The organism is Acutalibacter intestini (assembly GCF_034334985.1).
Taxonomy (GTDB): domain Bacteria; phylum Bacillota; class Clostridia; order Oscillospirales; family Acutalibacteraceae; genus Acutalibacter; species Acutalibacter intestini.
The window spans coordinates 1-749 of record NZ_JAWXXL010000125.1 but is presented as its reverse complement, the minus strand read 5'-3'; the positions used below and the strand labels follow the sequence as shown (position 1 = coordinate 749).

General features: G+C 52.2%; 2 protein-coding genes. Both read left to right on the top strand.

Annotation, left to right across the window (positions count from 1 at the left end; all coding sequences use genetic code 11):
• Positions 1 to 303, top strand: a 303-nt coding sequence (locus tag U8U68_RS22025) for a hypothetical protein (RefSeq protein WP_322204621.1), incomplete at its 5' end; no start/stop codon positions are given.
• Positions 266 to 628 carry a hypothetical protein gene (locus U8U68_RS22020; RefSeq protein WP_160579903.1) on the top strand — a complete coding sequence of 121 codons (363 nt, stop codon included), beginning with the start codon at positions 266 to 268 and terminating at the stop codon, positions 626 to 628. The genes U8U68_RS22025 and U8U68_RS22020, both read left to right, overlap by 38 nt.
• The last annotated feature ends 121 nt before the right edge of the window (positions 629 to 749 follow it).

The window sequence follows — 749 nt, the reverse complement described above, 5'->3', positions numbered from 1 at the left end:
TTTGTGAGAGCAGTTTCGGCAGGAGACAGAAACCGCACCAAATATGCAGAGGGTTGCAAGTTTATCCGGCAAAACAGGGCGCAGGAAACGGTCAAAAAGACAAGCAGGTTAAAGCGCGGTGTCTACCGCGCAGGTGACATCGCCCGGCAGAGCCGGTCGGTAAGGAAAAATCAGGGATTACCGGCCTCTGAAATCAGGGGTCGGTCAGAAAGGAGAGCTTTTGAGCGAGAAAAAGCAAAAATATGCGTACTGGATGCGGCCGTCAATGGTCGAGGAGATAGAGGAAATGCTCTCGGCGGCTAATGCTACCTCGAAGGGTGACTTTATTTGCAAGGCGGTTGAGTTCTATATCGGGTATCTTCGACAGCAGAAAAACATCAATTACTTGGCTCCCATGTTGGCGGGAGCAATCAAGAGCGAGGTGCGTTCCCTCGGCAAAGATGTGTGCGAGATGCTGTTCAAGCTGGCGGTAGAGATGGGGATTATCAGTAACATCACTGCGGCGGTCAATGATATTCCAGAGGATACTTTTGAAACTTTGCGGCTCAATGTCGCCCAGGAGGTAGCGCGGACAAATGGGATTCTGACCTTCGAGGACGCTGACGAGTGGCAGAACGGGGGCGACTGATCACGGCGAAAATTATTGTCACCAGCAGGTATATGAGGAATTCTCCAAAGCGCTCGGCCACAAATCTGGTGAAGTACATGGGCACTCGCGAAAGCGTGGAGAGGGTGGCCCAGGGCATTGA